Source organism: Planomonospora alba (genome assembly GCF_039534085.1).
Classification (GTDB): domain Bacteria; phylum Actinomycetota; class Actinomycetes; order Streptosporangiales; family Streptosporangiaceae; genus Planomonospora_B; species Planomonospora_B alba.
The window spans coordinates 64577-83462 of sequence record NZ_BAAAUT010000027.1 but is presented as its reverse complement, the minus strand read 5'-3'; the positions used below and the strand labels follow the sequence as shown (position 1 = coordinate 83462).

The following is an 18886-nucleotide window of genomic DNA, read 5'->3' as shown; positions in this document are numbered from 1 at the left end:
GGCCGCCGGGGACGCCGTGGTGGCCGGGGCGCCGGCCCGCGGCCGCCGTCTCACAGGGGCCGGGCGGCCGGGAGGGTGATCCGGTCGACGGCGTCGCGGCGGCGCCGTTCGGGGCGGCGGTCGTAGCGGGCGGTGGTGGCGGGGGAGGAGTGGCCGACGAGGGCCTGGGCGGTGGCCAGGTCCACGCCGGCGTCGAGCAGCTCGCCGATGAAGGTGCGCCGGAAGTCGTGGGGGGTGCGCGGCGCGGCCCCGGCCTGGGCCAGCCGCCGGGCCAGGATGTCGGCGACGGCCTGGCCCGTCATGGCGGCGGGCCCGCCGTCGCGGAAGCGCAGGAATCCCGCCCTGCCGATGGGGCAGAACAGCGCCCCGGCGGCGCGGCCGCGCACGGCCAGCCACCGCTCCAGCCGCCCGACGGCCTGCGGGGTGAGGTAGACCAGGCGTTCCTTGTCGCGCTTGCCGCGTACTCTCAGCGAGCGGTCGGCGGGGTCGTAGTCGGCGAGCGTCAGCCCGGCCAGCTCCGCGCGGCGGCAGCCGGTGGAGTACAGCACGGCGAGCAGGGCGGCGTCCCGGAGCCCGGCGGGGGAGTCGTCGGCGTCGCAGGCGGCCAGGGCCGCGCCCACGACCTCGGCGGGCACGTGCCGGCCGGCGGGCAGGCGGGTGTGCTCGACGGACGGCAGGTCGATGGCGCGCTGGTACTCCTCGGCGGTCATCAGCCCGAGCCGCCACGCCTCGCGCAGCACCCGGCGCAGCGCGACGAGGTGCTTGTTGACGTAGGCGGGGGACCAGCCGCGCTCGGTCATGAGGGCGCGGATGCGCACGGTGTGCTCGTAGCGGAGCAGGTGCCAGGGCTGGCCGGCGCCGGAGGCGTTCTCGTCGCCGGAGATGAGGACGGCCAGGCGGTCCAGGCAGCCGCGCATGGCGCGGGGGGACTCGGGACCGGTGAGGGAGCCGAGGTAGACGTGGTAGGGGTCGCGCGCGGGTTCGACCGCGGGAGCGGTCGCGGCGGAGGGTACGGCTGGCACGCTCATCGCGGGGATTCTAGCCCCTTTTATTAATCTACAACGTAAAGGGCAGCTTCCAACAGAAAACGATCTTGAAAGAGAAAGCAAACCACCGAGGAGAAACTCTTCGCCCCGGCCGGCTCGGAAGTCGCCGTCACCGGGTCTGAAAACTCTCCTAGGGGTATTAGTCTGAAGCTAATACCCCTAGGAGAAGGGTGGTGCGCATGGCCCGGGCCGGGTTGACGGCGGATCGGGTGACGATCGCGGGGGCCGAACTGGCGGACGAGGTCGGGCTCGAGCATGTGACCATGTCGGCGGTGGCCCGGCGGCTCGGGGTGAAGGATGCGAGCCTGTACGCGCACGTACGCGGTCTGGAGGACCTGCGCGGGCGGATCGCTCTGCTGGCGGCGGATGAGAAGACCATCCGCATCGCCGAGGCCACCGCCGGGCGGGCCGGGAGGGACGCGCTGGTGGCCTTCGCGGGCGCCTGGCGGGCATACGCCCACGCCCATCCGGGCCGGTACACCGCGACGCAGGTCCCGATGCGGATCGACCCCGAGCTCGCGGCCGCGGCGCCCGGGCCGCGGCGCGCGGTCGAGCTGACCTACGGCATGCTGCGTGCCTACGCGTTGACCGAGCCTGATCTGACCGACGCGGTCCGGCTGGTGCGCAGTACGCTGCACGGCTTCGTCAGTCTCGAGGCCGCGGGTGGTTTCGCGCACGCGCGCCCGGCGGAGGCGTCCTGGGTCCGCTGTCTCGACGCGCTGCACGCGCTCCTGGAGCACTGGCCCGCATCCCGTGAAGGAGACCTGTCATGACCGAGCCGGTCACCGGCCGCCTGCGTGTGGACGGCGCCACCCTGCACTACGAGATGCGCGGAAGCGGTCCGCTCCTGCTGCTGATCCCCGGGGGTACGGGTGGTGCGGCCTCCTTCGACGGCATCGCCGACGATCTGGCCGCCGACCACACGGTCGCCTCCTACGATCCACGCGGCATGTCCCGCAGTGCGCTGGACGACGCGGAGGCCGCCCAGCGGGTGGCGCAGCACGCCGATGACGCGTTCCGGCTGCTGGAGCTGCTGTCGCCGCGTGTGCCCGCCCGGGTGGCCGGTTGTAGCTCGGGGGCGGTCGTCGCGCTGCACCTGCTCATCGCCCATCCCGAGCGGATCGAACGCGTGGTGGCGCACGAGCCGCCGGTGGTGGAGGTGCTGCCGGACGCGGCCGAGCATCGCGCGCTGCTCGCCCGCGTCCAGGACACCTTCCGCAGGGAGGGGCTGATGCCCGCGGCGGCCGAGTTCGCGGCGGGCCTGCGGCGGCCCGGCTCCGATCCGGTGGTTGTCGGGGCGGCCGCGGAGTTGCCGCCGCAGGCGGCGGCTCGGGTGGAGCGGACGATGGCGGACATGCCCTACTTCCTGGGGCGTATCGTGCCGAGTTTCATGGCCTATGTGCCGGACGTGGATCGTCTGGCGGCTCTGTCGGAGCGGTTGGTGCTCGCGGGCGGGGAGGACTCGCGTGGCGAGCTGCCCTACCGCGCGGTCGCCTTCCTGGCCGAGCGGTTCGGCGGGGAGCTCGTCCACTTCCCCGGTGGGCACACGGGTCTGAGTACGCACCCGGCCGAGTTCGGTGCTCTGCTCCGCAAGGTGCTGAGTGCCTAGGCGGAGTCGCGCGTTCGGAGGGTGTCATCTCGCCGTGACTCGCGTGCTGCTCCTGCGCCCTCCTCGGAGCAGGCGGCGGCGTTCTCCTTTGCCGCGCGGTGGATCAGATCGACGCAGTGCCCGGGTATCGAATCGATCAACTGCTGACGGTTGGACGAGAGTGAAGCGTTCGCACCGAGTATTCGGAGGAGGAGTCGGCCGCGTTCGCTGAGCCGGGGGGACGGGTCCCTCGTCAGGATATGCAGGGGTGGCGTCCGGCTCCGATCACTGCCCGATCCACGCGGCGGAGCGGAACGTGGCCGGAATTCAGTACCTCGTGGAGGAGTGTCGGAAACGGCTCGTTGCCCGTGCGGTGCCGGTCCGGGTCGTGCATCGGTGGGCCGTGGCGCTCCCGGCAGCGGGCCTTCTCTGCGCTTGAGGCGATTGCGGACGTCGCGGGGCGTGCCCGGTGAGATGCCTGCCTGTCGCGCGGTCCACCGGAGCGAGGCGTGCGGCTCTTTCATGATCACATGATCAGTTGAGCTGCGTGGATCCGACCTGTGGAGCCGTCCAGCGGACGGAGGCGGCCGTCTCCGAGAGCCTGGCGTGGTAGTCCTCATCCGGTGCTGTTCTCCGGGGGTCGGTCATATGCGACGGTGCGCGCTGCCGTCTGGTCGACCGGGGTGGAGTTGACCTGGTTTGGTGGACGCCTGACCTCTGGGGAATCCTGATTCCCGGATGTTGTGCGCGGACTTGATGTCAGTGGACAAGCGGGATTGTCGTCAGTGGGTCGCGCGGATCTGATGTCAGTGAAGTCGGGCACCGTCGTACGGCAGGACCCCGGCCATGCCGGCGGACTCGCCCTGAGCTGGTCGGCGGTGATGCACCGGATAACGTGCCCGAGTCGCGCACCGGCCGGGTCGTCGGATCGCCTGCTCGGCGCGCCGCCATGACCGCCCATGCGCGGGCTGCCGACCGTCATCGTCCTCGTGCACAGGCCCCGGCCTGGGACCGTGATCCTGCTAAGCGGTGCCGCCGCGCAGGAAGAGCCGACCGATGTCGCGTAGGTAGTGGCGGAACTCGGGCGGATGGACGACGTCGAATTCCGCGCCTACGGCGGCCAGAACGAGCACCGGCCAGTCGAAGGCGTCCACTTGCAGGCGCAGGCGGCAGGAGTCGTCGCCAACGGGCTCGACCCGCCCACCGGTGGCGGCGACGACCTCCTCCACCATGCCGACCGGCGCGTGGAGGAGGACGGTGATCTCGTACCGGGTGGGACGGGAGCCGAGCCGTTCGGCGACGAATGCGGCGGCGTCCTCGGCGGGCAGGTCGCGCGGGCGGAAGCGGGCTCCGGTCGCGGCCGGGCCGGTGAGGCGGTCGAGGCGGAAAATGCGCCAGTCGGCGCGGTCGAGGTCCCAGGCGACCAGGTACCAGCGGCGCTTGAGCGAGACGAGCCGATGTGGCTCGACCAGCCGGGTGGCCGGCTCGCCGGACGGGGTGGCGTAGGTGAAGGTGAGCCGTTCGTCATCCCGGCACGCCTGGGCGATCACGGTGAGCGTGGTGGCCTCGATCTGAGGGCCGCCCGCCGGGGCGGTGACCGTGTAAGTGTTCAGCGCGTCCACGCGGCGGCGCAGCCGGGGCGGCATCACCTGGACGACCTTGGTCAGCGCGCGGAGCGAGGTCTCCTCGACGCCTTCGACGGTGCCGCCGGCAGCCGTGCGCAGGCCGACGGCGATGGCGACGGCCTCCTCGTCATCAAGCAGCAGGGGCGGCATCGCGGCGCCGGAGCCGAGCTGGTAGCCGCCGGCGGAGCCGCGGCCGGATTGGACGGGGTAGCCGAGCTCGCGCAGCCGGTCGATGTCGCGGCGCAGGGTGCGCTCGCTGACGCCGAGCCGGTCGGCCAGTTCCAGGCCGGGCCAGTGGCGGTGGGTCTGCAGCAGGGACAACAGTCGCAGCATGCGCGCGCTCGTGTTCGCCATGTTCCCAGGTTCTCTCAGCTTCCGGTCAGGAAGTGACCGGAAGGCACTCTAGCGTAGCCCTCGTGAACGACACAGCAGGAGAAACGCATATGAAAATCCTGGTGACCGGGGCGACGGGGATCGTCGGCCGCCACGTGGTGGACCAGCTCGTACGGGCGGGCGCGCAGGTGCGGGCGCTGACCCGCAACCCTGCGGCGGCCAAGCTGCCGCCGCAGGTGGAGGTCGTCCAGGGCGATCTGGCCGAGCCGGCGAGCGTGGCCGCTGCTTTGGACGGCGTGGAGCGTATGTACCTGTTCCCGGTGGAGGAGCGCGCCCGCGAGGTCGTCGCGCTGGCCCGTCAGGCCGGTGTGCGGCGCATCGTGGTGTTGTCGGCGGCGTCGGTGACCGCCGGCCTGCACGTCAGCTCGGTGGAGCAGGCGGTGGAGGAGTCCGGGCTGGAATGGACGCATGTGCGGCCGTGCGGGTTCATGACGAACATGCTGCAGCTGTGGGCGCCGTCCATCAGGGCCGAACGAGTGGTGCGCTACCCCTTCGCGGACGAGCCGATGAACCTGATCCACGAGGCCGACATCGCCGCGGTCGCCGTCGCCGCGCTGCTGCGGGGCGGCCATCACGGTAAGGCGTACACCGTGACGGGGCCCGGCCTGGTCACCGTTCGCGAGCAGGTCGCGGCCATCGGTGCGGCGCTGGGAGAGGAGGTCCGCTACGAGGAGGTCAGCCGCGAGCGCGCCCGTGAGCTGCTGAAGGCACAAGGGGGATTCGCCGCCGAGTCGGCCGACCTCATGCTGGGTTTCGTCGAGTACGGCGGCGAGGACCCGGAGGGCGGCGGCTACGCCGATCAGGACTGGTCGGCGCTGATGCGGGTCTGGCCGGACGTGGAACAGGTCACCGGACGCCCCCCGCGCAGCTACGCCGCATGGGCCCGCGATCACGTATCCGATTTCCGCTGACCATCCTCGGCCACCCCGGGCGTCCCTCTCGAAGGGGACGCTCGCTTCCACCTCCTGGGAACAGCAATGACCGACGCCCTGCCCCTGCCGGTACTACCACCCTCGATGGCTCGGGGTGGCCTACACCCTGGCCATGAGCGCCGGCCTGCTGGTCGGCGGCAGGCTCGGCGACATCGCCGGCCGCATTCGGCGCCTGCATGGTCCCCCAAGGGCTCGGCATGATGAAGGAGATGTTCCCGCCCCGGGAACTCCAGGCGGCCTCCGTCGCGGTGTTCGCCGCCTTCGCCGGTATGAGATCCGCAAGAGCCGTAGCGGCGGTGATCCCCTCATCCTGCCCGGTCTGTTCCGCAAGCGGGCCTTCCTCGGCGGTATGGCCACCGGGATGATCTACTTCGCTGCCTTCTCCGGGTTCGGCCTGATCTTCAACCTGCACCTTCAGTTGGCCCTCGGCTACAGAGAGAACAGGGCGGTGTTCACGGCGGGCGCCCAGCGGCCGGTCGGCAGCCGCGGCAGGAGGAATCCACGGAAGTAGAGTTCCTCGGTCACCGGGCCGAGCACGCCCGACAGGATCAGCGACACGGCGAGAGTCGTCACGACCTTCGATTCCGCATGGCCGGTGAAGGTGCCTGTCGTGCCGGAGACCTCTGACGCCCACGGGAGCCAGGCGAACACGCGCTCCTGCAGGACGCGGTCGACGGGCTGGGCGACGCTGCCGGTCACGAAGATCCACAGCACCAGTCCGGTGACCATGCCGGCGAGCGGCCACCGGCGTATGGGCCTGTCCGCGTAGGCCACGACGCCGCGAAGCGGCCGGCGCCCGCCGGGACGCGCGCCGAGCCAGAAGAGCGTGCCGAGCTGCACCGGGACCAGGCCCAGGCACATCGCCAGCACCCAGGCCAGGAACGGCGGGTATCCGATGGCGCGGACGAGCGGTCCGGTGAGGAGGAGGTACGCCAGAACGATGGGTATGCCGGGCAGGAGGTGCAGCGCCAGCGATGTCGCCCAGGAGTGGCGTCCGCCCTCGATCGCCGACCGCAGGCGGCCCGCGGTCGAGGGAGCGGGACGTCGGCTGAAAGATGAAGGACCGGGCACGCGGACCACCTCCGTTGCATTGATTGTTTCCGCAATCCGCAACGATAGAATTGTCCGGTTGCTTGCCGCAGAATGCTGTTGCAAGAGGCCGATCCGGTGCAACGCGAGGGATGGATTCGTTGCACACGGTTCTTCTATTGCAACGGAGAGGGGATCTGGTGCCAGGTCGCAGGCTCACCGCCCGGGAACGGCAGGTGATCTCGGACGGGCTGGCCGCCGGCGACTCGTACGCCACCGTCGCACGCCGGCTGGGCAGACCCACGTCGACGGTCAGCCGGGAGGTGAGCCGCGCCGGCGGCACCGCCGCCTATCTGGCCGCGTCGCATTCGCCCGGCTCCGTCACGCCACCGGCACGACGCGGGCCGGTCGGCGCGGCAACGGAGCGGGACGGCCTTGCGGCCGACGCGATCCGGACGCTGTCCGCGCTGTTCCACGACAGGGGCCTACCTCGAACGGCGTCCGCGGTCCTCGCGTCGCTCATCATCGCGGAGGCCCCGGTCTCCGCCGCGCAGCTCTCCTGCCGGCTCGGGATCACCCACGGCACCGTCTCACGAGCCGTGGGATACCTCGAGAAACTCTCCGTCCTGCACCGCGAATCCGTCGGCCGTCAGGTCTGCTCCCGTTGCTGATCGGTGAGCTCCCCTCGGTGCACCATGCCTACGACATCGGTGACCCGGCTGAACTCCTGAAAGATTCACAGGACAGGCCTTAGGTGACGCCCCCGACACTTTCCGTGAGAACCAGCGGATGGTTACCGAATGGATTCGATCACCCTGCGTCTGCGGCGCACCGGCTGCCCGGCGGTGATCGGCCGCTTCCGCTCCGTCGGCCGACAGGCGCTACAGCATGCTCAGTAGGACGGGGCCGGCGTTGATCGTGCCGTGAACGGTGAGGATGGGCCACATCAGCCGGTAGCGGCTCCACAGGTAGCCGAGGAACAGACCCTGCACCCCCTGGTGGACGAGGACCGAGGCGAGATCCGTGGGAAGGTGGCCGCTGCCGTGGATGCCGATGTGCCAGGCCGCGAAGGGCAGGCTCGCCAGCACGATGGCGGGCCAGCGGCCGATGATGTGCTCCCATCGGGTCTGGAGCCACCGCCGGTAGAAGACCTCTTCGAGCAGGGCGTTGACGGCGAAGACCACGATCATGGCGATCAGCAGCGCGGCGGGGTCCAGATCCGCCGCCCAGGCGCTGTCGCCGGACGGCCGGACGAACGGTCCGGCGTGGGAGAGGACGAGCCAGGCCGCCACCGGCACTACCGGCCCGTAGCGGCGCCAGGCCACGGGCCCCTCCTGCACCGGCTCCCGATGAACGACGCCGGGGCGCGACAGCCGGAACACCAGCACCGGCACGGCCAGCAGCAGGACGAGCTTCAAGACGGTGTGCGCGGGCTCGGCGCCGTGGCCGCTGTCGGTCACCACTCGCAGCCCCGCCGCGAACAGCACGGCCGAGACCAGAAGGACGCCCGCTTGCAAGCGGAGCCCTCGGGTGGCCGGTGCACCATCTGCGGGAACCGCCCGGGCCGGTGACGGCATCAGCCGGGTGAGCACCACTCCCACCAGGACGGGGATCCAGACGTGCCACATCGGCCTGGTACCGGCATGGTCGGCCGTGTAGCGGATCTCGCCGCCGGTGGCCAGCGCCAGCCACAGCGCCGATGCGAAGAGCACGCTCAGGCCGGCGATCAGCACGCCCGGTCCCAGGATCCGATGGTGTGGCGTTCGCTGCGGCGTCTTATTCAGCACGCTTGTACTTTATAGGAAACCGTACGAGCGTGCGATAATAGGGGCATGCCGAAGATCGTCGACCATGCGCAGCGACGCGACGAGCTCGTCCGTGCCGTATGGGAGGTCATCAGCCGAGAAGGCATCGAGGGCGCCACGGTCCGCAAGGTCGCCGAGGCGGCGGGCGTCTCGGTCGGCGGGCTGCGCCACTACTTCGACACCAAGCGCGGCCTGCTCGCCTTCGCCGCGCACGCGATCGGCAGAAACGTCGCCGCGCGTATCGCCGGGCACCTGCACGCGGACCTGCCGGGGCTGGAGCGTGCCCGGCTCATGCTCGAAGAGCTCCTTCCGCTGGACGACGACCGCCGCGTCGAAGTCGACGTGTGGCTGGCGTGCCTGGTGCGCTCGCGCGTCGACGAGTCCCTGGCGGAGCTGCACAGCACCGCCTGGGCGGGCGAACGCCACATCTGCCGCCTTGCGGTCGCCTCCTGCCACGACATGCCGTCGCCGGAGATCGGGCAGGAGTTCGCCGAGGCCGGCCTGGAGCGGCAGGCCGCGCGGCTTCATGTGTTCATGGACGGCCTGACGCTGCAGACGGCGACCTACCCCCACAACTTCACCCCGCAGACCATCCGCGCGATCGTCCGTGACGAGCTGTGCCTGCTGACCGAGACGCGCAGCCCTTCCGCAGGGGAGGATTCCCATGACCCGAAGCCCCGCCCGGAATGAGGAACAACCCCACAGTTCCCTGAGTCCTCCATCGCCGCCATAGCTCCATGAGCCGGGCGTTCTCTGCACAGAAGACGCCGGTCCAGCAGTTGAACAGATCTCGGGATCGGTGAAGCCTTCTCCTCGCCGTTGAGGTTTTTGTAGTGGAAGTGAAGACGAGGAGGCGCGCGGCCGGCCCGTCCATGGATGCCTTGGTCCGGGGTCGAGTGTTGTCCCAGAGAACGCCTGCCCACGCGAGGGTGGGCTCCGTACACCGGCTCAGGTGTCCCAGCCGCTCACCGGGCCGGGCCAGCCGCCGTCGCCGTGTCCGGGGCACTGCCTGTTGCCGCTCCGAGGCCGGCCGGCCCTGAACGACCGTGGGTCTTGGCGAATCCAAGGATGCATAACCGCTCAGACCGCCCCGACGGTCCAGTGCCGACCTTCGAGTTCGCGGGAACCCTGGGCTTTCTCGGCCTCCGGGGAGAATCGGACCGAATTTTGGCGGTAGGGCATCTTCGGTGCTGACGGGTGTGGGAGGACTCGGGCCCGCATAACCTTTCGGCCAGATATTCCGTTTTGTAGCCTTATGTGAGGACGGCGCGGTGGCAGCCGGCGGCTTCCAGGAGAGCGTGACGATCGCCCCAGGCCGGTCATACCGGGAGCATGAGGTATCCCGAAGGCGGCGGGTCGGCCGCCGCCGCACGCGCCAAGCGAGAGCAGCTGCACTTCGAGGCCGCGGACCTGTTCGCCCACGGAGTGCCGCCACCGGAGGTGGCCCGCCGGTTCCGGGCCAGCCGGATGTCGGCCAACCGCTGGTACCGCGCCTGGCAGGCCGGCGGCACCGAAGCCCTGGCCTCCAAGGGCCCCGGCGGAGACAAATGCCGCCTGGACGAGGCCCGGCTGAAGCGGTTGAAGGCCGAGCTGGAACGGGGCCCGGCCGCACACGGCTATGCCGCAGACCAGCGAACGACCGCCGCCACCTGTCCCGGGTGATGCGCGCGATGATCGCGGCCCGCCCGTGGCCGGCGGTCTTCCCGCTGCCGTCTCACGCGCCGGAGCTGAAAGGCGGTCGAGGGCGTGTGGCCGGCGCTCAAGCGGGCCCTGGCCGATCTCGCCCCGCGCGACATCGACGAACTCGCCGCGATGGTCGCCACCACGCTCAAGCGGATGCGGTACCGGCCCGGGCTGCTGGACGGCTTCATCGCTCAGACCGGCTTCATCCTTGAACCGCCGTAACCTCAGCCCTTCAATCTCAGCTGCAAGTCAGGGTCGGTAGCCGCTCTTGTCCGCCTCGGTGATCTCGCGCAGCACCCGGGCGGGGGAGCCGACGGCGATAACGCCGGAGGGGATCGAGCGGGTGACCACGCTGCCGGAACCGATGATCGTGTTATCACCGATCGTCACGCCCTGGTTGATGGTGACGTCACCGCCGATCCAGACGCGATCGCCGATCGTCACCGGCTTGGCATAGCAGGCACCGGCCGCGCGTTCGGCGGCGTCGAGGGCGTGGTTGCTGGTGTAGATGCCGACGCGGGGACCGAAAAGCACCTGGTGGCCGATGGTGATGCCGCCGCCGTCGAGCATGATGCAGTCGAAGTTGGCGTAGAAGTGGTCGCCGATGCTGATGTTGAAGCCGAACTCGCAGCGGAACGTCGGCTCGAAGTGGCAGTCCCGTCCGACCTCGCGCAGCAGGCGGCGCAGGATCGCCTCCCGCTCGTGCTGCGGCTGCCCGAAGCTGTTGTTGTATTCGGTGGTCAGCAGCACGGTACGTTGCCGCGCCTGGACCAGTTCGTCGGTGAGGTCGTTGTACATCCGGCCCGAGAGAATATGGGCGCGCTGGTCCTCAAGCGTCACTGCGTGATCCTTGCTCGTTGTCGGCCCGTGAGATATCCGGTTGCCGGGGTAGGAAGAACTGGATACCACGGGGCTTAGGAGCCGGTCGGCACCGCCCACCCGCCCATGGGGGTGGCCTTTGCGGGAGAGGGCCCGGGCAGGCCGCGTACATCCGCGCCCTGCTGGCCCGCACGGTCAACTGTCGTGTCGTGCTTCATCTGCGGCGGATCCCGCAATCGGCTGACCGGCGCGTCCACCGCGCAGTACGCCAAAGACGCGACCGAGCGGCGACCGTACCCCAGCGACCTGTCCGACGCACGCTGGGCGCTCATCGAACCCCCGCTGAGCGCCTGGCGCGCCGAACGCCGAGGCGGCGGCCTGGACATCGGCCGCCCGTCCGCACTGCGGAGGCCGCGATCCCGAGCCGACGGCCTGCCTGATCGACAGCCAGAGCGTCAAGACCTCCACCAACGCGCCCGCCGCCACCACGCACCCGAGCCTGTCCAAGGCCTGGGCCGACAGCGCCTACCGCACCAAGGTCGTCGAGCACGGCGCCGGCTTGGGCATCGACGTCGAAGTCGTCCGTCGCGACCCGGCCACCAGGGGATCGACGCCGCTTCCCCGGCGTTGGGCCGTGGAGCGGACCATCGGCCGGCCGATGGCCCACCGCCGCCTGGTCCGCGACTACGAGGCGCTGCCCGCCCGCTCCGAAGCCATGACCCACGTCGCCATGATCGATCTCATGTCCCGCCGTCTCACCGGCGAATCCGCCCCGGCCTGGCGCGGCGCCTGAACATGGATCAGACAGAGCTCTCAGGATCAAACGCCCTCTTGCTCGTCTAGTGGCCGGGCCGCGGAGCGCTCGTCCAGCCGCCCGACGGCATCCATCGGGCGGCTGGCTCTGCCGTAACAGTGCGCACCGGCATCCCTCGTGCGCTCGGAGAGCCATCCGATGGTGAGCGGCTCGGGGCCGTCGTCGCTCATGGGCCGGGTCCGCTCCTTGCGGCGGGCGGAGACGCGGCGCCCCCGTCGGGCCCGGTCCGATGGGGACTTCCATCCAAGAACGTAACTTCATCTATATTCACTTGAGGTTCCCTATAAATGAGGATGATACAGTAATTTGAGGAGTGTCGCTTCTGTCCGGCGGAACGGCCGCTGGCTCGGTGTCCTCACTGGGAAGGAATCCGTCCTCATGCCTGACGTACTGCACCACCTGTCCGGCACGCCCGTGCTGGTGTGCGCGGCGGACGGCCCCGCGCTGCGCGGCGAGCGCGAGGCGGCCGACGTGATCGGCGAGATGTTCTCCCAGGGGGCCACCTGGGCGGCGGTGCCCGTCGCCCGGCTCACCGACGACTTCTTCCGGCTGCGCACGCGGGTGGCGGGCGGCATCGTGCAGAAGTTCGTCAACTACCGGCTGGGGTTCGCCGTGGTGGGCGACATCTCCCGCCACCTGGAGGCCGGTTCGGCGTTGCGGGACTTCGTCGGGGAGAGCAACCGGGGCACGCAGGTGTGGTTCGTGCCCGACCTGGAGGCGCTGCGGTCGCGGCTGGCCGGGCGCTGATCGGGACCGGTCCGCCTGGGGGCGGAGTCCGGCGGGGGGACGGCGGGGCGGGGGAGCCCCGGTCGGGGCCGGGATTCAAGGCCATTGATCGGAATTGGCCGTTCTCTGACCATGGGGTGGTGGCCGACGATGGCCGCATGGTCTCTGTGGGTGCCGTGGCCGGTATCGCGGCGGTGGCGCTGGGGATGGTGCTGACCCCCGGCCCGAACATGATCTATCTGGTGTCGCGTTCGCTGGCGCAGGGACGCCGGGCGGGCCTGGTGTCCCTGGCGGGGGTGGCGGCCGCCTTCGGGGTCTACCTGCTGGCGGTGGTGGCGGGGATCACGGCGGTGTTCGCGGCGGTGCCGGCGGCGTACACGGTGCTCAAGGTGGCGGGGGCCGGCTACCTGCTGTGGCTGGCGTGGGGCGCGGTGCGGCCGGGTGCGGGGCCGGTCTTCGCGCCGCGGGGGCTCGCACCGGAGCGGACGGGCAGATTGTTCTCGATGGGGATGCTGACGGCCCTGCTCAACCCGAAGATCGCGGTGCTGTACGTGTCGCTGCTGCCGCAGTTCGTGGACCCGGCGCGGGGCGGGGTGGCGGGGCAGAGCCTGGTGCTGGGGCTGACGCAGATCGCGGTGGCGGTGTCGGTCAACGGGGTGTTCGTGCTGACGGCGGGGTCGGTGGCGGAGTTCCTGGGCAGGCGTCCGTCGTGGGTGCGGGTGCAGCGTTACGTGATGGGGACCGTGCTGGGCGCCCTGGCGGTGCAGATGGCACTGGGGCGTTCTCCGGCGTCCGGGTGAGCGGTCGGGTGAGCGGTCGGCGTGGGGTGCCGGAGCGGGATGCCGGTAGCATCGGCCCGGTTTTTCGATCTTCTTGAGGAGTCGTCCGTGATGCCGTCGCTTCCGCCCGCCCGTACGTCCGAGCAGCGCAAGGCCGACACGCTGCGCCGGTTCGAGCACGATGTCGACGCCTGGGTGGCGACGGCCGCCGCGGACGGCGGTGAGCCGTACATGGTGCCGCTGTCGTTCCTGTGGGACGGCTCGGCGCTGCTGGTGGCCACGGCCGCCTCGGCGCCGACGGCCCGCAACCTGCAGGCCACGGGCCGGGTGCGGGTCGGTCTCGGCGAGACGCGCGACGTGGTGCTGGTGGAGGGGACGGCCGAGGCGCTGCGGCCCGGTGAGCTGTCGGCCGAGGTGGGCGATGCCTTCGCCGTCAAGACGGGGTTCGACCCGCGGGAGCTGAGCAGCCCTTACCTGTACTTCCGCATCCGCCCGGAGCGGATCCTGGCGTGGCGGGAGGTCAACGAGCTCAAGGGGCGGGAGCTGATGAGCGGCGGCCGCTGGCACGCCGCCTGACCGCCGCCTGACCGCCGCCTGACCTCGGGCCCCGCCGGGCGCGCGGCGGGCTGCGCCTCGCGCCCGCCCTTCGCTCGCTCCGGCCGCCTGTACCGTCTGTACGGGCGGCCGGGCCGCACCGGGCCGGGGCGCGGGCGTGTCAGGGCGTGAGGATGAGGCGGATGGGGTCGCCCTCCTTGCGGGTCAGGCGGTCCACCGCGGCGGCGGCCTCGGCGAGGGGGAGGGTGCCGCTGATGGAGCGGGCCAGGTCGAGGCGGTGGTGGCGGGTGAGGTCGACGAGCTGGGTGACGTGCTCGGGGGCCGAGCCGTAGTGGCCGAGGATCTGCTGGCCGAGGTAGCTGAAGCGGATGCTCTCGGTGACGGTCAGGGGAGCGGGGACGAGGCCGACGAGGGCGAGCCTGCCGCCGGGGGCCAGGCAGGAGACGGCCTGCTCGCGTACGGCGGGCACGCCGGCGAAGTCCAGGGCCAGGTCGAGGCCCCGGCCTGCGGTGGCGGCCAGCATCCGGTCGGTGAAGTCGGGGGCGGCGGGGTCGAGGGCGGTGTCGGCGCCGAACTCCAGGGCGCGGTCGCGGGCGGCGGGCAGGGGGTCGGCGGCGATGACGGGGGCGGCGCCGATGATGCGCAGCAGCTGTACGGCGTGCGCGCCGAGTCCTCCGACGCCCCACACGCCGACGGGCCGGGCGGGCTGCGCCCTGCCGGTGGCGACGATGGCCGCCCAGGGGGTGGAGACGGCGTCGGGGATGATGGCGGCCTGTTCGAAGGGCAGGTTGTCGGGGATGGCGACGAGGGTGTGGTGGGTGGCCAGGGCGTATTCGGCCCAGCCGCCGTCGTAGTCGACGCCGCGGGTGCGCACCTGCAGGCAGGGGTCGATGAAGCGCACGCAGTTGGGGCAGCGGCCGCAGCGTTCCCCGGCGTTGAGCAGGACGCGCTGTCCGGGGCTCCAGCCGGTGGGGACGTCGGGGCCGAGGGCGTCGACGACGCCGGAGACCTCGTGACCGAGGGTGACCTTGTCCCCGGCCAGGAACAGGGGGTTGAGGCTGCCGTCGATGAGGTGGACGTCGGACAGGCAGACTCCGGCGGCCTTGACCCGGATGCGGACCTGGCCGGGGCCGGGTTCGGGGACGGGGACGTGTTCCAGGGCGAAGGTCTTGGTGGCGACGTCGAGTCGTCCGGCGAGCATGGTGCTGGTCATGGGTCTTCCCGGTGGTGTGTGCCGTGGCGGCGGGTGTGTTGTCCGTTGTTCCCGCGCCGGTGGGGTGGTCGCGCGGCCGGGGGCGATCGTGGGGGTGCCGTGGCCGGGGTTTTGCGGGCGGGGGCTCCGGGAGGACGGGGGTCCGGGGTCGGTGGAAGGCGGGACCGTGGTCCGTCGCGGCGGTGACGTTCCGCTCTGCCGTACGGCGCCGGGGGTGCGCAGGATGGGAGGTGCGCCGGCCGGGGCGGCCGTGCGGGACGGAAGGAGGTCGGCCATGCGTACGCGGGTGCGGGACGTGATGGGCCGGGTCGCGATCGCGGTGCCGTTGAACGCGCCGTTCGCCGAGGTCATCGCGGTGATGAGGCGGTTCGCGGTGGGCGCGGTGGCGGTGGTGGACGCCGGCCGGCGGCCGGTGGGGGTGGTCTCGCAGGACGACCTGCTGCTGAAGGAGGCCGACCGGGTGCGGCACGGCGTGTCGGTCTGCGACGGGCGCGGGCGGCGGCAGGAGCACCGCAAGGCGGCGGGGGCGGTGGCCGCGGAGCTGATGACGGCTCCGGCGGTGACGGTGACGCCGGGCACGCCGGTGCGGGAGGCGGCGCGGTTGATGCACGAGCGGCGGCTCCGGCAGCTGCCGGTGATCGATCCGGTGACGGGCCGGATGGTCGGCACGGTGCACCAGGTGGATCTGCTGAAGGTCTTCACCCGTCCGCCGGAGCGGTTGCGGGCGGAGGAGGTGACGTGCGCGGGGGACGACGTGTCCGTCGCCCCGGTGGCGTACTGAAAGGGGCCGGCTGAGCAGGGGCCGCAGGTCAGCGCAGCTCCTTGTAGAAGAAGCTGCAGTCGCGCGGGGTGCCGGCCGGGTCGGCGGCGTAGTCGGGGACGATGCCGTAGCGGGTCCAGCCCGCGGCGGTGTAGAGGTGTTCGGCGGCGCTGCCGGTCTCGGTGTCCAGGAGCAGGAGGGTGATCCCGGCCTGGGCGGCGGCGTGTTCGGCGGTGGCCAGCAGGCGGCGGGCCAGTCCGTGGCGGCGGGCGTGGCGGTGGACCATCAGTTTGACGATCTCGGCGCGGTGGGCGCCGTTGGGTTTGCGTTCGCGGTAGAGGCTGACGGTGCCGGTGAGGCGTCCGAGGTGGTGGGCGGCCCAGACGGTGAGGGTGCCGTCGGTGACGGCGGGGGCCTGGGCGTGCCACCAGGCGGCGGCGGTGGCGTGGTCGAGGGGGGACAGGAAGCCGAGGGAGGAGCCGTCGGCGACGGTGTCGGCCAGGAGGGCGGCCAGGTCGTCGACGCTGTGGTGGAAGCCGGCGGGGGACAGGGGCGCGATGGTGGTCGTGGTGGTCATGGTGCGGGGGTCCTCGGGGCGCGGGGTCAGGGCAGGATGATCATTACGGCGTAGCGGACGGGCTGCGGGCCGGGGCAGTGGAAGCGGGAGCGGCCCCACAGGCGGAAGCGGAGGCAGTCGCCGGCGCGGAGGTCGTGGGTGTGGTCGTCGGCGGTGACGTGGAGGGTCCCGTCGAGGACCCAGATGTGCTGTTCGAGGCCGGGGACGGGCGGGGCGTCGTAGGAGATGTCGGCGCCGGGGCGCAGGATGCCTTCGATGATCTCGCCGCGCAGGCCGGTGTGGGGCGGGGAGACCGAGCGGCGGGTGAAGCCGGAGGTCTCGTCGTGCCAGACGGGCTGGCGGTCGGCGCGGACGAGGTGGGAGGGGGTGGTCTCGACCTCGGCCAGGAGCCGGGACATGGTGCGGCCGTAGGCGGCGCACAGGCGGCCGAGCAGGGCGGCGGTCGGGCTGATCTGCGCGCGTTCGAGGCGGGACAGGGTGGAGCGGCTGATCCCGGTGCGGTGGGCGAGGTCGTCGAGCGACCAGCCGTGTTCGACTCGCAGCCGGGCGAGGCGGGCGGCGAGGCGGGTCTCCAGCGGGTCGGGGTGGTCGGGGGTGGGGTGGTCGGGGTGTGTTCCCCCGGCACCGTTTCTCATGTCGGAGACAATATCCCATATCTGGGACGAGATTCCAGGGGGCAGGTACTGGCGCGCCGCGTGCCCGGGCGCGCGGCGCGCCGGTGCGCGGCGGGGGTGTCCTCGCCTCCCCGTGCCCCCGGGGAGAAGGGGCCGGGGTCTTTTCCGGGGGGAACCTTGGCGCGGGCCGGGCCATGCGGACGGCCGGGCCCGGGTATCGCACCTGCGGCCGGGCCACCCCGTCGTCCGCTGCGCCGTACGTCTCCCCCGGGGACGCCGGGGTCCGGGCCGAGGGAAGGACGGGCAGGACCCAGGGGAGGCGGGCATGGCGGCGTCGGAGGCCGGGCAGGACGGCGTTCTGGAGGAGCGCCCGGCGGCGCGGCCGGGCCGGGTGGCGGCGCCGGGTGGTCCCGCGCGCGGGCCCGCCCGCCGCCGGCCGCCGTCCGGGAGGGCGCGCGGCGGGCTGCCGGGCCCGGTCGCGGCGCTCGGCCTGGTCGCCGCGGTGTACGCGGTGGCGCAGCTGACGATCGTCTCGGCGCGGATGGGGATCGGCTGGGACGAGGCGATCTACGCCAGCCAGTTCTCCGGGCACGCGCCGCCGGCGGAGTTCAGCGCGCCGCGCGCGCAGGGCATGCCGCTGCTGGTGGCGCCGGTGACGGCGCTGACCGATTCGGTGGTGGTGCTGCGGTTGTACATGACGGCGCTGTCGTCGCTGGGGCTGCTGGCGGCCTTCGGCGTGTGGACGCGGGTGCGGCCGGGGTACACGGCGCCGCTGGCCGCGCTGCTGTTCTCCGGTTGCTGGCTGTCGCTGTTCTACGGCAACGAGGTCATGCCGAACCTGTACGTGGCGCTCGGCGCGGTGGCGGCCGCGGGCCTGCTGTGCCTGCCGGGCCGCGGGTGGGCGACGGCGGCGGCGCTGGCGGCGGTGACGGCGTTCGTGGCGCTGGTGCGGCCGTCGGACGCGCTGGTCGTGGCGGCGGTGCTGGTGGTCGCGGCGCTGGTGGCGCGGCCGCGCCGGTGGCGGGAGTGCGCGGCGGTCGCGGCGGGGCTGGCCGCCGGCTGGGGCGAGTGGCTGGTGGAGGCGGTGGTGCGCTACGGCGGTGCGGCCGCCCGGATGCGTGCCGCCGGGGAGGCGAACCTGACGGGGCCGGCGCTGTCGGTGGTCGAGCACGCCCGTGCGCTGGACGGGCCGTCGCTGTGCCGGTGGGGTACCGACTGCGGGCCGGTTTCGGTCGTGGCGCTGGTGTGGTGGCTGGCGATTCCGCTGGTGGGGGCGTTCGGCCTGTACGCGGCCCGGCGGGAGCGGCGCGGTCCCGGGCCGCTGCTGCTGGCGGCGGTGCTGGCGGTGGCGGTCGCGGCGCCGTACCTGTTCTATGTCGGGTACGCGGCGCCGCGGTTCCTCATGCCGGCGTACGCGCTGGCGGCGCTGCCGGTCGCCGCGGGGGTGATCGCGCTGGTGCGGTGGGGCCGGGCGCCGCTGCGGCGGGCGGCGGTGGTGTTCGCGGGTGCGGGCCTGCTGGCGCACTTCGTGCTGCAGGGCGGTTACGCGTACCGCATGTCGGCCATCGCGTTCGAGAGCCGGGAGCGGGTGGGGCTGGCGGTGGAGGAGCTGCGGCGCCTGGGCGTGCGGGGGCCGTGCATGGTCTACGGGCAGTCGGGGGTGCAGATCGGCTATCTGCTGGGCTGCCGGTCGCAGGGGCTGGCCCGGGGGTTCCACCGGCGGCCGCCGGTGCGGGTGCGGCAGGCGCTGGAGGCCGGTGAGCGGCTGCTGGTGGTCTACTCCGGGGCGCGGCCGCCCCGCTTCAGCGCCTCCTGGCGCACGGTGCGGCTGCCGGGCGGGTGGAAGGCGCGGTTCTCGCCCGCCTGGGACGACTGAGGCGGGCCCGTCCGGGCCCCGCCGCCGGTCCCTCCTGCGGGGCCTCGGCGCC

Annotated in this window: 20 protein-coding genes and 1 pseudogene; 13 read left to right on the top strand and 8 right to left on the bottom strand. The window is 72.3% G+C overall.

The window, feature by feature from the left end; all coding sequences use genetic code 11:
• Positions 1 to 50 precede the first annotated feature (50 nt).
• Positions 51 to 1028, bottom strand: a complete 978-nt coding sequence (locus tag ABD823_RS17770; protein ID WP_344860902.1) for a tyrosine-type recombinase/integrase — start codon at positions 1026 to 1028, stop codon at positions 51 to 53.
• Between the two features lie 197 nt (positions 1029 to 1225).
• On the opposite strand from ABD823_RS17770, the gene ABD823_RS17765 reads away from it, so the two are divergent.
• Positions 1226 to 1819 carry a TetR/AcrR family transcriptional regulator gene (locus ABD823_RS17765; protein WP_344860932.1) on the top strand — a complete coding sequence of 198 codons (594 nt, stop codon included), beginning with the start codon at positions 1226 to 1228 and terminating at the stop codon, positions 1817 to 1819.
• Positions 1816 to 2655 carry an alpha/beta fold hydrolase gene (locus ABD823_RS17760; RefSeq protein WP_344860900.1) on the top strand — a complete coding sequence of 280 codons (840 nt, stop codon included), beginning with the start codon at positions 1816 to 1818 and terminating at the stop codon, positions 2653 to 2655. Before ABD823_RS17765 ends, ABD823_RS17760 begins: the two co-directional genes overlap by 4 nt.
• A gap of 1001 nt (positions 2656 to 3656) precedes the next feature.
• On the opposite strand, the gene ABD823_RS17755 is transcribed toward ABD823_RS17760, so the two are convergent.
• A complete protein-coding gene (locus tag ABD823_RS17755) occupies positions 3657 to 4613 on the bottom strand; it encodes a helix-turn-helix transcriptional regulator (protein ID WP_344860898.1) in 957 nt (318 codons plus the stop codon).
• Between the two features lie 89 nt (positions 4614 to 4702).
• Between ABD823_RS17755 and ABD823_RS17750 the strand changes: the two genes are divergently transcribed.
• Positions 4703 to 5563, top strand: a complete 861-nt coding sequence (locus tag ABD823_RS17750) for an SDR family oxidoreductase (RefSeq protein ID WP_344860896.1) — start codon at positions 4703 to 4705, stop codon at positions 5561 to 5563.
• 450 nt (positions 5564 to 6013) lie between these two features.
• On the opposite strand, the gene ABD823_RS17745 is transcribed toward ABD823_RS17750, so the two are convergent.
• On the bottom strand, positions 6014 to 6655 hold the full coding sequence (locus ABD823_RS17745; protein ID WP_344860894.1) for a CPBP family intramembrane glutamic endopeptidase: 642 nt from the start codon (positions 6653 to 6655) through the stop codon (positions 6014 to 6016).
• Positions 6656 to 6765: 110 nt separating this feature from the next.
• On the opposite strand from ABD823_RS17745, the gene ABD823_RS17740 reads away from it, so the two are divergent.
• Positions 6766 to 7284, top strand: a complete 519-nt coding sequence (locus ABD823_RS17740; RefSeq protein ID WP_344860892.1) for a helix-turn-helix domain-containing protein — start codon at positions 6766 to 6768, stop codon at positions 7282 to 7284.
• Between the two features lie 210 nt (positions 7285 to 7494).
• Here ABD823_RS17740 and ABD823_RS17735 read toward each other — a convergent pair whose 3' ends face one another.
• Positions 7495 to 8400 carry a CPBP family intramembrane glutamic endopeptidase gene (locus tag ABD823_RS17735; RefSeq protein WP_344860890.1) on the bottom strand — a complete coding sequence of 302 codons (906 nt, stop codon included), beginning with the start codon at positions 8398 to 8400 and terminating at the stop codon, positions 7495 to 7497.
• A 45-nt stretch (positions 8401 to 8445) separates the two neighbouring features.
• On the opposite strand from ABD823_RS17735, the gene ABD823_RS17730 reads away from it, so the two are divergent.
• The 3 genes from ABD823_RS17730 to ABD823_RS17720 all read left to right on the top strand — a co-directional run bounded on the left by ABD823_RS17730 (position 8446) and on the right by ABD823_RS17720 (position 10323).
• Complete coding sequence (locus ABD823_RS17730) at positions 8446 to 9108, top strand: TetR/AcrR family transcriptional regulator (RefSeq protein ID WP_344860889.1); 663 nt, start codon at positions 8446 to 8448, stop codon at positions 9106 to 9108.
• A gap of 642 nt (positions 9109 to 9750) precedes the next feature.
• Entirely contained in the window at positions 9751 to 10080 is a 330-nt protein-coding gene (locus ABD823_RS17725; RefSeq protein WP_344860887.1) for a helix-turn-helix domain-containing protein, read from the top strand.
• A gap of 84 nt (positions 10081 to 10164) precedes the next feature.
• Positions 10165 to 10323 carry a hypothetical protein gene (locus tag ABD823_RS17720; RefSeq protein ID WP_344860886.1) on the top strand — a complete coding sequence of 53 codons (159 nt, stop codon included), beginning with the start codon at positions 10165 to 10167 and terminating at the stop codon, positions 10321 to 10323.
• 27 nt (positions 10324 to 10350) lie between these two features.
• Here the strand turns inward: ABD823_RS17720 and ABD823_RS17715 are convergent, their stop codons facing one another.
• Positions 10351 to 10941, bottom strand: coding sequence for a sugar O-acetyltransferase (locus tag ABD823_RS17715; protein ID WP_344860884.1), 591 nt, complete (start codon positions 10939 to 10941; stop codon positions 10351 to 10353).
• Positions 10942 to 11160: 219 nt separating this feature from the next.
• On the opposite strand from ABD823_RS17715, the pseudogene ABD823_RS17710 reads away from it, so the two are divergent.
• The 4 genes and pseudogenes from ABD823_RS17710 (at position 11161) to ABD823_RS17695 (ending at position 13815) form a co-directional block, all read left to right on the top strand.
• Positions 11161 to 11713 (top strand): annotated as a pseudogene (locus ABD823_RS17710) (hypothetical protein).
• Positions 11714 to 12112: 399 nt separating this feature from the next.
• Positions 12113 to 12481 carry a DUF4180 domain-containing protein gene (locus tag ABD823_RS17705; RefSeq protein WP_344860882.1) on the top strand — a complete coding sequence of 123 codons (369 nt, stop codon included), beginning with the start codon at positions 12113 to 12115 and terminating at the stop codon, positions 12479 to 12481.
• 137 nt (positions 12482 to 12618) lie between these two features.
• The gene (locus ABD823_RS17700) at positions 12619 to 13260 is read left to right on the top strand and encodes a LysE family translocator (protein WP_344860880.1); all 642 of its coding nucleotides are present in this window, start codon (positions 12619 to 12621) and stop codon (positions 13258 to 13260) included.
• Positions 13261 to 13350: 90 nt separating this feature from the next.
• A complete protein-coding gene (locus ABD823_RS17695; protein ID WP_344860930.1) occupies positions 13351 to 13815 on the top strand; it encodes a pyridoxamine 5'-phosphate oxidase family protein in 465 nt (154 codons plus the stop codon).
• Between the two features lie 139 nt (positions 13816 to 13954).
• Here the strand turns inward: ABD823_RS17695 and ABD823_RS17690 are convergent, their stop codons facing one another.
• Positions 13955 to 15007, bottom strand: a complete 1053-nt coding sequence (locus ABD823_RS17690; protein ID WP_344860878.1) for a zinc-binding dehydrogenase — start codon at positions 15005 to 15007, stop codon at positions 13955 to 13957.
• 274 nt (positions 15008 to 15281) lie between these two features.
• Between ABD823_RS17690 and ABD823_RS17685 the strand changes: the two genes are divergently transcribed.
• Complete coding sequence (locus tag ABD823_RS17685) at positions 15282 to 15788, top strand: CBS domain-containing protein (RefSeq protein ID WP_344860876.1); 507 nt, start codon at positions 15282 to 15284, stop codon at positions 15786 to 15788.
• A 28-nt stretch (positions 15789 to 15816) separates the two neighbouring features.
• Here ABD823_RS17685 and ABD823_RS17680 read toward each other — a convergent pair whose 3' ends face one another.
• Together ABD823_RS17680 and ABD823_RS17675 are read right to left on the bottom strand one after the other, a co-directional pair.
• On the bottom strand, positions 15817 to 16344 hold the full coding sequence (locus ABD823_RS17680) for a GNAT family N-acetyltransferase (RefSeq protein ID WP_344860874.1): 528 nt from the start codon (positions 16342 to 16344) through the stop codon (positions 15817 to 15819).
• Between the two features lie 26 nt (positions 16345 to 16370).
• Positions 16371 to 16979: a helix-turn-helix domain-containing protein gene (locus ABD823_RS17675; protein ID WP_344860872.1), complete on the bottom strand. Its 609-nt coding sequence runs from the start codon at positions 16977 to 16979 to the stop codon at positions 16371 to 16373.
• 304 nt (positions 16980 to 17283) lie between these two features.
• Between ABD823_RS17675 and ABD823_RS17670 the strand changes: the two genes are divergently transcribed.
• Complete coding sequence (locus ABD823_RS17670; RefSeq protein ID WP_344860871.1) at positions 17284 to 18834, top strand: hypothetical protein; 1551 nt, start codon at positions 17284 to 17286, stop codon at positions 18832 to 18834.
• Positions 18835 to 18886: the final 52 nt, after the last annotated feature.